The organism is Anaerolineales bacterium, from assembly GCA_019637755.1.
Lineage (GTDB): Bacteria > Chloroflexota > Anaerolineae > Anaerolineales > UBA11579 > JAMCZK01.
Genome location: JAHBVC010000002.1, coordinates 186,326 through 203,055 on the forward strand (window position 1 = coordinate 186,326; position 16,730 = coordinate 203,055).

Annotated in this window: 17 protein-coding genes; 9 read left to right on the forward strand and 8 right to left on the reverse strand. The window is 62.2% G+C overall.

The annotated features are described in order from the left end of the window. Positions 1 to 41 precede the first annotated feature (41 nt). Both KF821_08715 and KF821_08720 read right to left on the reverse strand, forming a co-directional pair. Positions 42 to 557: a ferritin gene (locus tag KF821_08715; GenBank protein MBX3005888.1), complete on the reverse strand. Its 516-nt coding sequence runs from the start codon at positions 555 to 557 to the stop codon at positions 42 to 44. A 174-nt stretch (positions 558 to 731) separates the two neighbouring features. After that, on the reverse strand, positions 732 to 1,754 hold the full coding sequence (locus tag KF821_08720) for a hypothetical protein (protein ID MBX3005889.1): 1,023 nt from the start codon (positions 1,752 to 1,754) through the stop codon (positions 732 to 734). A gap of 93 nt (positions 1,755 to 1,847) precedes the next feature. Here KF821_08720 and KF821_08725 point away from each other — a divergent pair, with 93 nt between their 5' ends. Beyond that, positions 1,848 to 2,546, forward strand: coding sequence for a hypothetical protein (locus tag KF821_08725; protein MBX3005890.1), 699 nt, complete (start codon positions 1,848 to 1,850; stop codon positions 2,544 to 2,546). 193 nt (positions 2,547 to 2,739) lie between these two features. Here KF821_08725 and KF821_08730 read toward each other — a convergent pair whose 3' ends face one another. Continuing rightward, positions 2,740 to 4,185 (reverse strand): phosphoglucomutase/phosphomannomutase family protein, encoded by a 1,446-nt coding sequence (locus KF821_08730; GenBank protein MBX3005891.1) that lies wholly within the window; start codon positions 4,183 to 4,185, stop codon positions 2,740 to 2,742. Positions 4,186 to 4,313: 128 nt separating this feature from the next. On the opposite strand from KF821_08730, the gene KF821_08735 reads away from it, so the two are divergent. The 5 genes from KF821_08735 to KF821_08755 are packed head-to-tail and all read left to right on the forward strand — an operon-like array spanning position 4,314 to position 8,340. After that, complete coding sequence (locus KF821_08735; protein ID MBX3005892.1) at positions 4,314 to 5,960, forward strand: cyclic nucleotide-binding domain-containing protein; 1,647 nt, start codon at positions 4,314 to 4,316, stop codon at positions 5,958 to 5,960. A gap of 13 nt (positions 5,961 to 5,973) precedes the next feature. Next, entirely contained in the window at positions 5,974 to 6,501 is a 528-nt protein-coding gene (gene def, locus KF821_08740) for a peptide deformylase (protein ID MBX3005893.1), read from the forward strand. Between the two features lie 11 nt (positions 6,502 to 6,512). Further along, on the forward strand, positions 6,513 to 7,709 hold the full coding sequence (gene recF / locus KF821_08745) for a DNA replication/repair protein RecF (GenBank protein MBX3005894.1): 1,197 nt from the start codon (positions 6,513 to 6,515) through the stop codon (positions 7,707 to 7,709). A 47-nt stretch (positions 7,710 to 7,756) separates the two neighbouring features. Next, the gene (locus tag KF821_08750) at positions 7,757 to 7,963 is read left to right on the forward strand and encodes an AbrB/MazE/SpoVT family DNA-binding domain-containing protein (GenBank protein ID MBX3005895.1); all 207 of its coding nucleotides are present in this window, start codon (positions 7,757 to 7,759) and stop codon (positions 7,961 to 7,963) included. Then, complete coding sequence (locus KF821_08755; GenBank protein MBX3005896.1) at positions 7,960 to 8,340, forward strand: type II toxin-antitoxin system VapC family toxin; 381 nt, start codon at positions 7,960 to 7,962, stop codon at positions 8,338 to 8,340. Before KF821_08750 ends, KF821_08755 begins: the two co-directional genes overlap by 4 nt. Before the next feature lie 564 nt (positions 8,341 to 8,904). On the opposite strand, the gene rsmG is transcribed toward KF821_08755, so the two are convergent. Next, a complete protein-coding gene (rsmG, locus tag KF821_08760; protein MBX3005897.1) occupies positions 8,905 to 9,618 on the reverse strand; it encodes a 16S rRNA (guanine(527)-N(7))-methyltransferase RsmG in 714 nt (237 codons plus the stop codon). An 88-nt stretch (positions 9,619 to 9,706) separates the two neighbouring features. Between rsmG and KF821_08765 the strand changes: the two genes are divergently transcribed. Beyond that, positions 9,707 to 10,945 carry a LysM peptidoglycan-binding domain-containing protein gene (locus KF821_08765; protein MBX3005898.1) on the forward strand — a complete coding sequence of 413 codons (1,239 nt, stop codon included), beginning with the start codon at positions 9,707 to 9,709 and terminating at the stop codon, positions 10,943 to 10,945. A gap of 29 nt (positions 10,946 to 10,974) precedes the next feature. On the opposite strand, the gene infA is transcribed toward KF821_08765, so the two are convergent. Then, the gene (gene infA / locus KF821_08770) at positions 10,975 to 11,223 is read right to left on the reverse strand and encodes a translation initiation factor IF-1 (GenBank protein MBX3005899.1); all 249 of its coding nucleotides are present in this window, start codon (positions 11,221 to 11,223) and stop codon (positions 10,975 to 10,977) included. Between the two features lie 161 nt (positions 11,224 to 11,384). On the opposite strand from infA, the gene KF821_08775 reads away from it, so the two are divergent. Together KF821_08775 and mce are read left to right on the forward strand one after the other, a co-directional pair. Next, positions 11,385 to 13,001, forward strand: coding sequence for a methylmalonyl-CoA mutase (locus KF821_08775; protein ID MBX3005900.1), 1,617 nt, complete (start codon positions 11,385 to 11,387; stop codon positions 12,999 to 13,001). Between the two features lie 15 nt (positions 13,002 to 13,016). After that, the gene (gene mce / locus KF821_08780) at positions 13,017 to 13,568 is read left to right on the forward strand and encodes a methylmalonyl-CoA epimerase (protein ID MBX3005901.1); all 552 of its coding nucleotides are present in this window, start codon (positions 13,017 to 13,019) and stop codon (positions 13,566 to 13,568) included. On the opposite strand, the gene KF821_08785 is transcribed toward mce, so the two are convergent. The 3 genes from KF821_08785 to KF821_08795 all read right to left on the reverse strand — a co-directional run bounded on the left by KF821_08785 (position 13,565) and on the right by KF821_08795 (position 16,729). Then, positions 13,565 to 14,452 carry a DMT family transporter gene (locus KF821_08785; GenBank protein ID MBX3005902.1) on the reverse strand — a complete coding sequence of 296 codons (888 nt, stop codon included), beginning with the start codon at positions 14,450 to 14,452 and terminating at the stop codon, positions 13,565 to 13,567. The genes mce and KF821_08785 overlap by 4 nt on opposite strands. A 9-nt stretch (positions 14,453 to 14,461) precedes the next feature. Continuing rightward, positions 14,462 to 15,328, reverse strand: coding sequence for a DMT family transporter (locus KF821_08790; protein MBX3005903.1), 867 nt, complete (start codon positions 15,326 to 15,328; stop codon positions 14,462 to 14,464). Between the two features lie 174 nt (positions 15,329 to 15,502). After that, complete coding sequence (locus tag KF821_08795; GenBank protein ID MBX3005904.1) at positions 15,503 to 16,729, reverse strand: ABC transporter permease; 1,227 nt, start codon at positions 16,727 to 16,729, stop codon at positions 15,503 to 15,505. Position 16,730: the final 1 nt, after the last annotated feature.

The window sequence follows — 16,730 nt, forward strand, 5'->3', positions numbered from 1 at the left end:
GCTTATAGCTTGCAAATTATACAACCTACATCTGCAAAACGTTACTTCGCGCCGCCTTCAACCGATTCGATGTCGGCCAGGGTGCTTTGCACGTACTGCTCCGCCAGCAACAGGTTGCCCGCCGAGCGTTCGATCACGCTGAGGATCGTGCTCATCTTGGAGACTTCTTCCAGTTGCTCATTGACGAACCAGCCGAGGAACTCCTGAGCAATGTAATCCTTCTCCTTGACGGCAATGTCCATCAAGTCGTTGATCTGGCGGGTCACTTCCTCTTCCCACTGCAGCGCCGCGCCCACCGCATCCTGCGGCGATTTGAAATCGGCGCGCGCCTGCGCAATGGCCGGCACGCCAACCGTGCCGCCCGCATCCAATACATAGCGCACAAACTTCATGGCGTGGGCATTCTCTTCGGCCGCCTGCTCAAAGAACAGCTTGCCAAATAGCAGCATGTTTTCGGCAGTGAAGTACGCGGCGATATTGACGTACTGCATGGCCGCGCCGAACTCGCGCCCCACCTGTTCATTGATCGCCTTCATCAAGTTTTGACTGATTAGCATTTTTGCTCCTTTACCTTGGCCCATACTGTATCACATTTTCACCCCAGTTGATAATTAAAATCAACTAAATGTAAAACTCCTTCGTTATTTTTATGATTTATATCATACTAATTCGCAGGGTTAACCCACACAGGGCCAACCAAATGGTTGGCCCGGCGCTAGAGCTACAGGGGGTTAAGGGTTGGTGCCCGGCAAAGGCAGCAGGAAGGGATTGTCCGTAGGCACCAGCATCACTTGGATATTGGGCGCCAGCTTTTGAATGTATTCCAACGTGAGCACATTGGGGTTGCGCCCCAAGGCCTCCGCCAGCATGCGCAGCGCCTCAGCTTCGGCCTCCGCCTGGATCAAGCGTGCCTCGGCTTCACCTTGGGCGCGGATCACGGAGGCGTCGGCAGCGCCCTGCGCCACCTGGCGGGCCTGCTCGGCCTCCTGGCGGCGCTGCTCCACCACAAAGGCGGCCTGCTGCGCCTGTTGCTCGGCGATCTGCTTCTGCTCTACCGAGTCAGCATACTCTTCCGAGAAGGCAATGTTGCGCACCACAAAATCCACCAGTTCGATCCCGTTCATGGCGAAGCGGCGCTCCATTTCCTCGCTGACCAGTTGGGTCAACTCCATGCGCTTGCTGCTATAGACCTCTTCAACGCCAAACTGCGCCACCGCATCGCGAATAATGCCGCGCACGATCGGGCGCACCATGCCGTTGATGTACCGGTTTTGCCAACGGATATGTACATTGACGACTTCTTCGGGATCGATGGCAAAGATCACCGAGGCATCCACATGCACCACCTGCCCATCCGAAGTGCGCGCCTCCACAGCATCATCGCGGAAGACATCGCTCTCCTCAGGAATGACCGACATGGTATAGGTCTGGCGCGAGATGGTGTAAGGGATCACGTTCTCAGCAAAGGGCACCACCCAATGCAAGCCCGGTTGCAGGGCTTCATCACGAATACCGCCCTGGGTGGCGCTGATCACTACGCCGCGCTCACTGGGCTGAATGAAGACCAGGCCGGCGGCCAGCGTGCTGATCAAGATCGCGGCGATCAACGCCACTGCGATCATCACTCCACCACCCGCCAAGGCTTTGCCACCCGTGCGGCTGCGCAGGGTGCGTACCACCACCAAGGCGACCACGCCAACGACCACGATCCAGGCCATGACCGCCAGGAATGCAAGAATACTTACCAGTTCCATGACTCCTCCTCACAGAGCGCTGCTATCTCTAAAACGGCAGACCCCACCCAGGTGTTTTGCCAACTGGGCATGGTAGCATGCCGATGAATGGCGATGAATCATTATACGGTGCGGCTGGCTACGCTCCTGTTAGAACCCTATCAGAACGCCGCGGCGCGCCTCGAGTTGCCCGCAGCCGCCCTGCCGCGCCCCGGGCAATACTTGCAAGTGCATGACCCCGCAGACCGCCAGGCGGTCATCGCCACGCAGTTGTTTGCAGCCAGCTGGCAAGCTGCCGCAACCCAACGCGGGCAGGTGGCGCTGCACGTGGCCGGCCAGCTACCTGCCAATTGGCAACCGGGCCAGGTGCTGCACGCCCGCGGCCCGCTGGGGCGCGGCTTTGCCGTGCCGGCGCCGACGCGCCGCCTGGCCCTGGCCGCCAGCGGGCGTTCGGCCAGCCGCCTGCTGCCGCTGGGGCAGGCAGCAAGCGAAGTAGCCGTCTTCTGCGATGAAGCGCTTGGGGAGCTGCCCAGCCATATCGAAGTGCAGCCGCTGGCGGCGCTGCCCGGTGCACTGGCCTGGGCCGATTTCCTGGCACTGGACCTACCGCCCGATCAAGTTAAGGAGCTGCCGCGCCTGCTCGGCTTGAATGAGCGCGTGCCCAAGACGCTCAGCGGGCAGGCGCTGATCACGCCGCCGATGCCCTGCGGCGGGCTGGCGCAGTGCGGTGTGTGCAGCTTTGCCACCGCCCGCCGCACGCTGCTGGCCTGCGCCGCAGGGCCGGTGTTTGATTTGGGCGAGCTGTTGGCGTGACTTTTAGCACGGTACTAGACAGACAAATACACATAGGCAAACTCTGCCTTAGCGGATTCCTCCTCGGCCTACGGCAAACGGACGAAGCAATCCTTTGTATTCATAATGCAGCCAAGTCAACGTTAAAAAAAGGCGAGGAGCACCTCGCCTTTTACTGATTACAGATTACTACTCACTGCTCACTACTTACTACTCACGACACACTGGCGGCCACCTGTTCGCCGTAAGCCATTAGCGCCGCCACCATCTCCGGCGTGCGGCCCTCGGCATACACGCGCAGCACCGGCTCGGTGCCCGAGGGGCGAATGAGCAGCCACGAGTCATCCGCCAGGATGTACTTGGCGCCATCGCGGCTGAGCACTTCGCTCACCGCCTGGCCGCCGATGGCCTGCGGAGCCTCCTCAGTGAGCTTGGCGGTCATCGCCTTCTTCTCCACCGGGCGGCTGAGGCGCAGATCTTTGCGGGCATAGTGTGCCGGGCCAACGCTGGCCAGCAGATCGGCCACCAGGGCGCGCAGGCTACTGTCGGCACGCGCCACCATCTCGACCACCAGCAGGCCCATCAGCACGCCATCGCCTTCGGGGATGTGTCCGGTGAACGAAATGCCGCCCGACTCTTCGCCGCCGATGAGCACATCGCCCGCCAGCATATGGTCGGCGATGTGATTGAAGCCCACCGGGGTTTCCTCCACCGGCAGACCGTACTTGGCGGCCAAGCGGTCGATCATGCGCGTGGTGGAGACGGTACGGATGACCCTGCCGGAATGCCCACGCGCCTCCACCAAATGGCGCAAGGCCAGCGACATGATCTTGTGCGGGTCTACGAAGACGCCGTCTTCATCCATTGCCCCCACACGGTCGGCATCGCCATCGGTGGCGACGCCGTAAAACCCGGGGTGCAGGGCGATGGCATCCGCCAGCGCCTGCAGGTGCGGCATGATCGGCTCGGGGTGCACGCCGCCGAAGCCGGGGTTCATGTCGCCGCGGATCTCAACCACTTCGCAGCCAGCCTCACGCAGCATGGCGGCGATGTGGCCGCGGCCGGAGCCAAACATCGAATCGACCACTACCTTTTGCGGGTGCTGGCGGATGATGTCGAAATCAATCAGGGTGGCCAGGTGGGCCTTGTAATCAGGCAGCGGGTCAAAGCGGGCGATCAGGCCTTGTTCCACCGCGTGCTCATAATCCATCACCGAGGCGCCCCGCCCGCGCGTCTCGTTGTCGCTCAGGTAGATCTCCACGCGGTGGCACAGCTCCTGCGGGGCCGAGCCGCCATAGGCCGCCTTGAGTTTGATGCCGTTGTAGCGCGGCGGGTTGTGTGAGGCAGTGATCATCACCCCGCCGATGGCCTGGTGCTGGCGCACGGCGAAGGAGATCGCCGGCGTAGGCGCATCCGCCTCGGCCAGCAGCACGTGGAACTCGTTGGCGGCCAGAACGCAGGCCACATCGCGTGCAAAGCGATCCGAAAGGAAACGTGTGTCAAAGCCCACCACCACCAAGGGCGCCGGCTGGCCGCCCTGGCTCTGCCAATCGGCGCGCATGGCATCGGCGATGGCCTGGGCCACCATGCGCAGGTTGGCAAAGGTAAAGGTATCGGAAATTACGGCTCGCCAGCCGTCAGTACCGAAGTGGATAGGCATTTGTTAACCTCATGTATGCAGTGTTCAGGGGAATGGCGAAAATTCTAACACCGCTGGCCGTATTCCTCGCCACCGGCTACGCCACCACCCCGCCAGCGCCCGATTCGGGCGCATGCTAAAATGCCCCCATGAGCGCAGACAGCACGCTAAGCGAACGCATCTCGCTGCTGAAAGAAGTGGCCCTGTTTCGCGAGCTCAAAGAGCACGAACTGGCGCAGATCGCCGGGCGCTTCATTGACTATACGCTCAGCCGCGGCCAAGCCTTGTACGAAGAGGGGGAGCTGGCGGAAAATCTCTACCTGGTGGTGGATGGCCACCTGCGCTGCGAATTGGTCAATAGCCATGACCAGGTGGTCGCCTCCGGCTTGCAGAACGGCGATATTTTCGGCGCCCGTAGCCTGGGCCTGGATGGCAGCCCGATTTCACGCGTCAAAGCGCTGCACGCCAGCCACCTGCTCTACTTGCCGCGGCGCGATCTGGATTACGTGCTCCAAGCCTTCCCTGCCCTGGCCCAACGCCTGCACACGCTGGCCGCCGGCCGCAGCCTGAAGCCGGAGAGCTCGTTTGAATGGCTGGGGCGCGATGAATCGATCCAATTCGTGATGCGCAAGCATTCCGCGGCCCTGTGGCTGCGCCTGACCCGCGCCCTGCTGCTGGCCATCGCCAGCCTGCTCTGCGTACAGGTCAGCCTGGGGGCCACCAATGCGATGCCCTGGCTGCTGGCGGCCGGCGGCCTGCTACTGGCCGCGGCAGGCTGGGCCGCCTGGGAAGCCGCCGATTGGCGCAATGACTTCTATGTCCTCACCGATCAGCGCGTAGTGTGGCTGGAGCACAAGCTGTTGCGCTCGGCCAGCCGCGTCGAAGCGCCGCTGGAAACGGTGCAATCGGTCAACACCCATACCAGCCTGCTGGGGCGCCTGCTGGGCTTTGGCGATGTGATGATCCAAACTTTCACCAGCACGGTGTCGATGCCCAACGTAGGCGACCCACACACCACCAAATACTTAGTAGAAGAGTACGTGCTGCGCCAGCGGCGCGGGGCGCGCCTGGCCCGCCATGATGGCATCCGCCAGGCGGTGCGCGAGAGCCTGGGCACCGCGCCGCACAACCGCACACCAGAGCGCCCAGTGGCCTCGGTCAGCCAGGCGCCTAGCCGCACGGAGCGCCTGTGGTTGTTCCCCACCCGCACCATCGATGGCGACAAGATCATCTATCACAAGCACTGGGCCAAACTGCTCAGCACGCTGTTCTTCCCGTTGCTGTTTCTGGTGGCGGTGTTCTTTGCCGTCGAGTACGTGTATGCCGGCCTGCCGCGCGACGGCGCCGGCTGGCTGGTACTGCTCGGCGCCCTGCTGGTGCCGCTGGCGATCATCCTCTACCACTATGTCGACTGGCAGAATGATATTTATATGCTCACGCCAGAGAGCCTGATGGATTCTGAAAAGAAGCCGCTGGGCAGCCTGATCACCAAGACCGCCCCACTAGCCAATGTGCTCAGCCTGGAGAACCATCGCATCGGGCTGATGGGGCTGCTGTTCAACTTCGGTGTGGTGCGCATCAATGTCGGCGATAGCTGGCTGGATTTTGATGGCGTGCACGACCCGGCCCAGGTGCAGCAAGACATCTTTGCGCGCATCGAGGCCTTCAAGCTCAAAACACAAAAACAGCGCGACCAGGACGAGCGGGCACGCATGGCCGAGTGGCTCAAAGTCTATGAAGAGGAGCGCAGCCGCGGCGTATCGCGCCCAGGCGGCGCAGACGAGGCGGTAGAATAGCCCCCGAATACCCATGGCGACCCGAGAGATTGTCAAGTACCCCAGCGATGTGCTGGAACAAAAAGCGCAGCGCGTCGAACGCATTGACGCTGAAACCCAAGCCCTGATCGACGACATGATCGAGACCATGCGCGCCGCCCCCGGCGTAGGCCTGGCCGCGCCGCAAGTCAACGTGCCCTTGCGCGTCGTCGTCATCGAATACGGTGAGGCTGAAAGCGAAGAGGAAGAAGATACGGTGGAGAAGCAGCTCTTCACGCTGATTAACCCCGAAATCAGCCGCATGAGCCGCGAGAAGGAGATGGGCACCGAAGGCTGCCTGTCCTTCCCGGGCATCCTCGCTGAAGTCGAACGCTCGCTGGGCGTCACCGTGGTGGCGCAAGACCGCAACGGTGACCCGCTCAAGATCAAGGCCGAGGGCTGGCTGGCACGCATCTTCCAACACGAGATCGACCACCTCAATGGCGTGCTGTTCACCGAGCGCGCCAACAAGGTCTACGAGATCAAGCCCGACGAAGAAACCGAAGACAGCCACGCGGCCTGAGGCACAGCCGCATGCAGCTCTCGCGCCTCTCGCTCACTCACTTTCGCAACTTTGCGCGCCTGGATGTGCAAGTGCCGGCGAGTGCCGTGCTCATCGTCGGCCGCAACGCGCAAGGCAAGACCAGCCTGCTCGAAGCGATCTATTTTCTGGCCACACTCAACTCCTTCCACGCCGAGACCGACCGCCAACTGATCAACTTCATTGAAGCGCGCAACCCGTTGGCCGTGGCGCGCCTGCAAGCCAGCTACGCGCGCAATGGGCGCACGCACCAGCTCGAGATTCGCATCATCAAGGAACAAACCCGCAACGGGGTGGAGCGCAGCCGCAAAGAAGTGCTGCTAGACGGCGCCAAAAAGAAGGCCAGCGAGGTCATCGGCCACTTCCAGGCGGTGCTGTTCCTGCCGCAGATGCTGCAGATCGTAGACGGCACGCCGCGCCACCGCCGCCGCTACCTGGATCTGGCGCTGGCGCAGGTGCACACACAATACAGCGAGAACCTGAGCGAATACGAAAGCGTGCTGACCCAGCGCAACGCGCTGCTGCGCCAGCTCAGCGAAAACGGCGGTGACCATAACCAGCTCGATTTCTGGGATCAGCGTCTGGCGGCCCGTGGGGCGCAGGTGCTGGCCGCCCGCTGCCGCGCCATCCAGGAGCTGGAGCAGGCCGCGGCACGCCTGCACCACGGCCTGACGCGCGGCGCCGAAGTGCTGCGCCTGAGCTACCAGCCCAGCTATGACCCGCTACCGGCCCCCGCCGGCCAGCGCATGCTGCTGGATGCCCCCACCGATCGCAGCGGCATCTCCGCCGAGAAGATCGAGACGGGCTATCTGGCCGCCCTGCAAAAAGCGCGCCGCGAGGATTTGGCGCGCGGCACCACCAGCCTCGGCCCGCACCGTGATGAGCTGCGCTTCCTGGGCAACGGCATCGACCTGGGCAGCTATGGCAGCCGCGGCCAGGTGCGCACCGCCCTGCTGACGTTGAAACTGGCCGAGTTGGAGTGGATGCACGCCCGCAGCGGCCAGCGCCCGGTGCTGCTGCTAGACGAAGTGCTGGCCGAGCTGGACGAGAGCCGCCGCGCCGATCTACTCGAGCGCCTGAAAGCCAACAGCGACCAGGTGCTGCTCACCACCACCGATTTCAATTTGTTCACGCCAGAGTTTTTGGAGAGCGCCGCCCGCTGGGAGATTGAGGGCGGGCAGCTGGCGTAGAGTAGGCTATAATCGTCATACGATTTTCTCATCGATAGGAAAAACGTATGACAAGCGTAAAAGTATCCCCGAAGTTTCAGATCGTCATTCCCAAGGCCATTCGCAAATCACTGGGCATCAAGCCCGGGCAGACGGTGCGTGTGATTCAATATGGCGATCGTATTGAACTGATCCCTCAAATCGGTATCGCTGAAGCGCGCGGGCTATACAAGGGGATTGATACAGACGTAGACCGTGAGCCAGACCGCGAATGAACCTCATCGATTCATCAGGGTGGCTAGAGTATTTTGCCGATGGCCCCAACGCGGCTTTCTTCGCCGCACCTATCAAGAAAACTAGCCAGTTGATCGTGCCGAGCGTGTGCCTTTACGAGGTCTTTAAACGCATTCATCATCAACGCGGAGAAGGGGCAGCGCTACAGGCTGTCTCCATCATGCACGAGGGACTGATCATTGAGCTGGACGCAGAGCTTGCGTTACTGGCAGCCAAGTTCTCGCTGGAACTCAAGCTACCGATGGCAGATAGCATCATCTACGCCAGCGGCTACGCTAACAACGCCGTGATATGGACCCAGGATGCAGATTTTGCAGGCTTGGCTGGCGTCAAGTACAAAGCCAAGGCCCTGCGCTAGTCGGCTTGCTATTCTTTTAATTCGCATAGCTCAATTATTGCGAGGCATGCTACGCTGCAGAGCAGCCTACGCCCCTGATGGCTGCCAAGAACCAGATTACTTCGTCCGTTTGCTGCAAGCGGCACCGTTTAGCGGTAATACTCCTCGCAATGATAAGAATTGCGCCGCCTCGCCAACGCTGCATTTTCTTGCCATTGCGAACGAGGCCGAAGGCCGAGGAGGAATCCGTTGTGGGCTGGATGCACAGATATGCCGTAAAGAAAATGAGCGTAGCACGGATTCCTCGCTGACGCTCGAATGACACTCAAGGTCGCAGCATGCTGCGCCCCACCCCGGCCCCGTCATTGCGAGGCCGTGAAGCGGCGCAGCCGCTGAACAACGAAGCAATCCCCAAGTGCAGGCGCACACAGGCTTTCGCCCCTACGAGAGTTTGTTGGATTGTCATCCCAACTGGCAAGAATTCAATCCCACTGGTAGGGGCGGGGTTACCCCGCCCCTACGGCTCTATTTTTGCAAAAGAGCAAGCAAAGGTTTAAAGCTAATCGCTGAGCGCTGACCGCTGTCTCACAGCGGCTTCTTGCTCGGCGTGCCCGCTTGGCGCGGGAAGCGTTCCGGCGTAGCTTTCACCTTGCGCACCACCACCAGCCAGCGCTCCTCATCCTCCAGGCCGGGTACGCGCACCTGCACCAGCTCGTGTAGCTTGCCGCCCAGTTGTCCGAAGGCGTTGGCCGCCGCCTTGGCCTCCTCAGCCACGCCGCGCGCCTTCTGCGCCAGCATGTAGCCGCCCATGCGTACGAAGGGCAGCAGGTACTCCGCCAGCACCGGCAGCGGCGCCACGGCGCGTGCCAGCGCCCAGTCGTACTGCTCGCGCTGCGCCGGGTCACGCCCGGCGTCCTCGGCGCGGGCGGTGAGCACCTGCACATCGCGCAGGCCCAGAACTTGCACGATATGCTCAAGAAAGCTCGCCTTCTTGCCCACCGACTCCAGCAGGCTGAGCTGCAGCCCCGGCTGCCAAATTTTTAACGGCAGCCCCGGCAGCCCGGCGCCGGTACCCACATCAATGATGCGGCTGCCCGGCTGCTGGCGCATGGCCAGCCAGCAGCTCAGCGAATCGAGGAAGTGGCGCGTGTATACGGCTTCGCGCTCGCGCACGGCAGTCAGGTTGATGCGCTGGTTCCACTCCAGCAACTCAGCGGCATAGGTGTCAAAGGCGGCGGCTTGCTCGGCGCTCAGTGGTTCGCCCAGCAGGGCTTGTGCAGAATCAGTGAAGGATGGCATGCGAGCGATTATATGGATTATTCGATCGATTAATTGATTAATCGAATAATCTGTTCGTACCAAGGGTAGTATTTGGGCAACAAAGATTATGAAGAAAGCGCTCTTTTCCTTCACCCTGCTGCTTGCTTTGGCAACAGCACCTATCGCCGCCCACGCCGCGCCGGCCAACCTGCCATCCCAGGCCGATCTGCCCTCGCAGGCGTACATTAGCGGCTTCGTCGGCCGCGCCCAGCAGTATTCGCTGTCGTGCGAATCGCGCTCGGCCGTGGATGTGGCCGCTTTCTGGGGCTATGCCATCACCGAAACCGAATTCTTTACCAACCTGCCCAGTTCAGACGACCCCAACCTGGGTTTCGTTGGCAACGTCAACGACGCCTGGGGTTATATTCCGCCCAACTCCTACGGCGTGCATGCCGAGCCGATCGCGCGCCTGCTGCGCAGCTATGGGCTCAACGCCAACGCCGCCGAAGGGTTGAGCTGGGGCGATCTGCAAAACGAAATCGCCGCCGGGCGCCCGGTGATCGTGTGGGTCATCGGCAGCGTGTGGGCCGGCACGCCACGCACGTACACCACCCAGGCCGGGCTGAGTGTCCGCGTGGCGCACAACCAGCACACCATGACGCTGATCGGCTACGACGAAAACTCGGTGCAACTCGTCGATGCGCTGACCGGCTACACCATCACCCACTCGATACAAAACTTCCTGGCTTCATGGGGCGTGCTGAACAACATGGCCGTATTCACCGACGGGCCGCGCTACCTAGCCGAGCCCAGCGAACCGCAAAGCGAGCCTGCCGAAGAAGCCGGCGCGCCCGGCTATAGCGTGCAAAGCGGCGACACGCTGCAGCGCGTGGCCGCCCGCCTGGGCTTAGCCTGGGAGGATCTGGCCGCCTGGAACAATATCGCCTATCCCTATGCGCTCTTCCCTGGCCAGACCCTGCGCGTGGAGGCTCCGCCGCAGGCCAATCCCGTAGTGCCCAGCGCCGGCACCTATACGGTGCAACGCGGCGATCATTTGATGAAGATCGCTCGTGAGCTGGCGCTGGATTGGCAGGCGCTCGCCGCCATCAACGAGATGGAATCGCCCTACCTGCTCTTGCCCGGCCAAGTGCTGCAACTGCCCGCAGCCGACGGCCAGGCCAGCCCGCAGGTAAGCAGCCCGCCGCCCGTGGCGATCGAGGTGCCTGAGTACTACACCGCCGGGCGCACGGAGAGCTTGTTTGCGTTGGCCCACTACTATGGGCTGGATTGGCTACAGGTCGCCGTGCGCAACAATCTCAACTTCCCCTATACGCTGACGCCCGGGCAAACGGTATATTTTCAGTAACAAAAAGCCCCGCAAATTGCGGGGCTTTTTTAGGGCATTGGGTTTTGGTTGGGCGCCTTGTTGTAGCGGTAGACGATGCGGCCGCGCTGCATATCATACGGCGACATCTCCAAGGTGACGCGGTCACCCAGGAGGATACGAATATAGAAGCGGCGCATTTTGCCCGAAAGATAGGCAAGCACGCGGTGGCCGTTATCCAGCTCAACCTGGAACTGAGTGCCCGGCAGCGCTTCGATCACCGTGCCCTCAACTTTGACCATGTCTTTTTCTTTTGCCATAACCCGCTAATGATACCTCATTGCGAATAAAAAGACACTACCCAATCGGCTAGGCGCCGCAGCGGCGCCACGCCACCGCGGCTGTGTTGAACAAGCGGCGCCACGCCACCGCGGCTGGGCTCAACAGGCGGCGCCACGCGTGCAGGTATACTCTGCTCTGCATGGCATCAGACACCCCTTCCCCCAAGCCAGACGAGCGCAAGCCCAACTTCGCCACCCCCAGCGGCATCGAATTGCCCGGGGTGCTCACGCCAGGTGACGTACACAGTGACCCGGCCAGTGCGCTGGGTGCGCCGGGCGAATACCCCTACACGCGCGGCGTGCAGCCCACCATGTACCGCGGCCGCCTGTGGACCATGCGCCAGTACGCTGGCTACGCCAGCGCCGAGGAATCCAACCAACGCTACCGCTATCTGCTCTCGCAGGGCCAATCCGGCCTCTCCGTCGCCTTCGACCTGCCCACCCAGATCGGCTACGACGCCGACGACCCAATGGCGCTGGGCGAGGTGGGCAAAGTAGGCGTGAGCATCTCCTCCATCGAGGATATGCAGCAACTGTTCGAGGGCATTCCGCTCGACCAGGTCTCCACCAGTATGACGATCAACGCGCCGGCCGCCATCCTGCTGGCGCTCTACATCGCCGTGGCCAAGCGCCAGGGGGTGGAGCCCAGCAAGCTGCGCGGCACGGTGCAGAATGACATTCTGAAAGAATACATTGCCCGCGGCACCTATATCTACCCACCCCAGCCCTCGATGCGGCTGATCACCGATATTTTCAAGTATTGCCAGCAGGAAGTGCCGCGCTGGAACACGATCAGCATCTCGGGCTATCACATCCGCGAAGCTGGCTCCACCGCCGTGCAGGAAGTGGCCTTCACCCTGGCCAATGGCATTGCCTATGTGGAAGAGGCGCTGCGCGCCGGCCTAAACGTAGACGATTTTGCCGGCCAGCTCTCGTTCTTCTTCAACGCCCACAACCACTTTCTTGAAGAGATCGCCAAATTCCGTGCCGCCCGCCGCATTTGGGCGCGCATCATGAAAGAGCGCTTCAAGGCGCAGAACCCGGCCTCATGGAAGCTACGCTTCCACACGCAGACGGCTGGCTCCACGCTCACCGCCCAGCAGCCGCAGAACAACGTGGCGCGCGTGACGGTGCAGGCGCTGGCCGCCGTGCTCGGCGGCACGCAGAGCCTGCACACCAACAGCCTGGACGAGGCGCTGTGGCTGCCCACTGAGAGCGCCGTGCGCGTGGCGCTGCGTACGCAGCAGATCATTGCCCACGAATCCAAGGCCGGCGATACGGTCGACCCGTTGGGTGGCGCGTATGCCATCGAGTACCTCACCGACCAGATCGAAGCCGAGGTGCAAAAATACCTCGAGCGCATCGAGGGTATGGGCGGCGCGTTGGCGGCGATCCAGCAGGGCTACGTGCAGAACGAGATCCAGAACGCCGCCTATGAGTTCCAGCAAGCGTTGGAGAGCGGCGAAGAGATCGTGGTGGGCGTGAACGCCTTCCAAACCGAAGAAGACGTGCAGCCCGAACGCCTGCAAGTCGACCCGAGCCTGGAGGCTGCCGCCCGCCAACGGCTGGCGGCGCTGCGCCAACGGCGTGATAACGCCCGCGTGCACGAGCTGCTGGGCCATCTGGAGACGGCCGCCAAAGGCAGCCAGAACCTGCTGCCGGTGTTCATTGAATGTGTAGAGAACAACATCACCCTCGGCGAGATCTGCAATCACTTGCGCAGCCTGTGGGGTGAATACCAGCCGCCCGCGGCCTAAGGAGCCAGAAGCGCAATGCCTTCGTTCGTCAAGAAGATCGATCACATCGCCGTGGTGGTAAAGGACATGGATAAAGCCCTGGAATTCTGGCAGGATGCGCTCGGGCTAGATCTCTCGCACCTCGAAGAAGTGCCCAGCGAAAAATCCATCGTGGCCTTTTTGCCCGCTGCCGAGAGCGAAGTGGAACTGGTGACCCCCACGGATACGGAGAGCGGCGTGGCACGCTACCTGGAGAAGCGCGGGCCAGGTATGCATCACATCTGCTTCGAGGTGTATGACATTGAAGCCACCATGGCGCACCTGCGCACCAAAAATGTGCGCCTGATCAACCCCGAGCCGATCATCGGCACAGGCGGCAAGAAGATCGCCTTCATCCACCCGGAGAGTACCCACGGCGTGCTGGTGGAGCTGTACGAGCTGAGCGGGCAAGAGTTGCAGATCCGCCTGGAGCGTGCCCGCCAGGCCGCCGCGCACCTGCTCAACCAAGGCCAGCTGCGCGCCGCCGAAGCCATCGAGTACTTGCGCAAGCTCACCCGCCCGGCCAGCCCGCGCGACAAGCGCAACTAAGCCCGGTTGACGATAAACACGCTGCCCAGCACCAAGCCACCGCCCAGCAACAGGGCCGGATCCAACGTTTCGCCGAGGAACAGCACGCCCATCACCACGCCCACCAGGGGAAAGGTGTAAGTGGTCAGCGAAACGCGCGCCGGGCCGATGGTACGGATCAAGTAGTAATACAGCAAATAGGCCAGGTAGGAGCTAAACACACCCAGGTAGAGCACGCCCAGCAGCGGCAGCCACTGGGTAGGCGCTTGCACCGGCCGCTCGACCAGCGGCACCAGCAGCCATACCAGCGCACCGCTGAACAGCGTGGGCACCAGCGCCTGCACCAGCACGCTGTGCGGGTGCAAGGCTTTGCGGGCGAACACCGCGCTGGCCGCGTACAGGAACGCGGCCAGCAAATGCGAAACGTAGCCCCACAGCGTCGATTGGCTTGCCCCCACATCGCGCAAAAGCAACAGCACCACGCCGGCAAAGCCCACCAGCAAGCCCAGCCACTGCCAGCCGCGCAGGCGGTCTTCCTTCAACGTGAAGTACGCCAAAATAACAGTGAACAAGGGCATAGTGGACAGCATGATGGAAGCCACGCCGGTATCAATGTATTGCTGGCCGGAAGTGGTCATCACCCACGGCACCGCCATATTGATCAGGCCCATCAACAACAGCGGCCACCACTGCGCCCAGCCGCGCGGCCATTGCGGGCGCACGATCAGGGCGTGCAGCGCCAGCAGCAGGCCGCCCACCAACAGGCGCCAACCTACCAGCGTGAAGGGCGGCAACTGCACCAACGCTACTTTGATCCAGTAAAAGGCACCGCCCCACGCCAGGCATAGGGCAACGAAAGCCAGCAGCTCCAGGCGCGCCTGGCTGCGTACAGGGGAAGAGGCCATGCGTTGGGCTTAGCCGCGGTTGACGATGAGCAGGCTGGCCAGGATCAGCAAGCCGCCCAGCACCAGATGCCAATCCAGCGCCTCGCCCAGGAACAGCACACCCAGCGTCACCCCCACCACCGGAAAAGTATAGGTGACCATGGTGGTGCGCGTCGGGCCCACGGAGTGGATCAGATAATAGTAAAACAGGTAGGCGGCGCACGAACCCACCAGGCCGAGCCAGGCCAGCGCCACCCAGGTGATGCCCATCTGCGGTAGATGCAGCGGGGATTCCACGGCCAGCGCTGAGGCCCAAATGAACGCATCCGCGGAGAGCAGCGGGATCAGTGCCTGCACTACCGGCGTGGTGCCCTTGGTGCGGCTGCGCGCAAACACCGCGCTGCCAGCATAAAACAACACCGCCAGGATCATGGCACCCTGTGCCAGCAGGTTCAGACGCACATCCCCCGGCACATCACGCAGCACCAGCAGGGCCACGCCCACAAAGCCCACCAGCAGGCCGGCCACACGGCGCACGCTCATCTTGTCATCGCTGAGCATGAAGTGCGCGATCACGGTGGTGAACAAGGGCACCGAGCTATTCAAAATTGAGGCCACCGCCGAGTCAATGTGCAGCTCCGCCCAGGAGATGAGCGCAAACGGCAACGCCGTATTGGTGATGCCCAGGATCAGCAGGTTGCGGATCAGGGCCTTATCGCGCGGCCATTCGGATTTGCGCAGGAAGTAGACCACCAGCAAGCCTAGAATGCCAAACAGCACGCGCAGCGCCACCAGCAGGAACGGGCCCACTTCGCTCAGCGCGATCTTGATCCAGAAAAAAGACGAACCCCAGGCCAAGGCCAGGCCCAGAAATACCAACCAATCTTTGCTCTTCATACACTCCTCATCTATTCAGCTCTGGGCCAGCGATCCACAGGGCATAACCCCCAGCCTGCGTTGGCGATACTGTTATAACCCGCCCCGGCAATTTTTTGTGAAAGCAGGCAATCTCATGCAAAAAAAAATCGGGCTGGCCAATGGCCAGCCCGATTACAGACACTGTAGCCGCGCCTATTCGTAACGCAGCGCTTCCACCGGTTGCAAACTGGCCGCCTGGTTGGCCGGGTACAAGCCAAAGAACAGGCCCACCGCCATCGAGAACAGAGTGGCCAGCAGCACAGAATCGAGCCCGATCACGGGGGTGATATCGGCGTTGCTGGCGGCCGCCACGGCACCCACGGCGAGCGAGATCAGCCAGCCGAGCAGAATGCCGAGCACGCCGCCCAGCAAGCTGAGCATCGACGATTCGGCCAGGAACTGGATCAGAATGTCCCGCTTGCACGCCCCCAACGCCTTGCGCAGGCCGATCTCACGCGTGCGCTCGATCACTGAGACGAGCATGATGTTCATGATGCCGATGCCGCCCACCAGCAGCGAGATGGCCGCCACGCCGCCCAGGAAAATGGTCAGCACACCGGTCACCGCCGCAGCCGTATCCAAAAAGTCTTGCTGGTTGAAGATGGTGAAATCATCGGCGCCGATGCCAGTGCGGTGGCGTGCCCGCAGGATGGCCGCGATCTCTTCACTGGCCTGGGGTACTGCCTCCGAGCTGGCCGCCTGCACGATGACCATATCGACGCGGTTGGGTGTGGTGCGCCGCAGCAGGCGCGCCTGGGCCGTGGTGAGCGGCACAATCACGCGATTGTCCTCATTGGTGAAGCCCGAGCCGCCCTTGGAAACCAGCAAGCCGATCACGCGGAAGGGCTGGCCTTCGATGCGCACACTTTCACCCACCACGCCATCCGTGCGCCCGAAGAGCTCCTCGGCCACATCCGGCCCCAGGATCACCACCGCCGAGCGCGCCAGCAGGTGCGCCTCGGAGATGAACTCCCCTTCGGTGAGCTCGATGTTGCGCACCCAGCTGTAGTCCGGCGTGACTGCATCGAGCACGGTGGAGGTGCTTTCACCCTGGGCGGTGACGGTGGCCGAGCCTTGCATCATCGGCGCCACGCCGATCACCGAGGGCGCGGCGAAGTTGTCTTGCATCGCCTGGGCATCCGCCAGGGTCAGCGGTTTGGGGTTGGTGACATCACTGCCACCGCCGGAAATGACGAAGAGCAAATTGGTGCCAATGCCTTCGATCGTGCCGGTGATCGTGCTCTGCGCCCCGCGCCCCACCGCCAGCATGGCGATCACCGCGGCGACACCGATGACGATGCCCAGCACGGTGAGCGCCGAGCGCAATTTGTTGGCGGCCAGGCTCTCCAGCGCGACCACAAAAGAATTCAGATAGTTCATG